Origin of the sequence: Salmonella sp. NW645, from assembly GCF_051703725.1 — a bacterium.
Taxonomy (GTDB): Bacteria; Pseudomonadota; Gammaproteobacteria; order Enterobacterales; family Enterobacteriaceae; genus Salmonella; species Salmonella enterica.
Map to the genome: position 1 here is coordinate 1 of NZ_JAMMKR010000044.1, position 224 is coordinate 224.

The following is a 224-nucleotide window of genomic DNA, read 5'->3' on the forward strand; positions in this document are numbered from 1 at the left end:
AATTTGAGAGACTCACGAACAACTTTCGTTGTTCTGTGTTTCAATTTTCAGCTTGATCCAGATTTTTAAAGAGCAAATATCTCAAACATGACTCGTAAGTCAGTTTTGAGATATTAAGGCAGGTGACTTTCACTCACAAACCAGCAAGTGGCGTCCCCTAGGGGATTCGAACCCCTGTTACCGCCGTGAAAGGGCGGTGTCCTGGGCCTCTAGACGAAGGGGAC

Annotated in this window: 1 tRNA gene; it reads right to left on the reverse strand. The window is 46.0% G+C overall.

The features are described from left to right. Positions 1-148 precede the first annotated feature (148 nt). Positions 149-224, reverse strand: a tRNA-Glu gene (locus tag NA389_RS22010).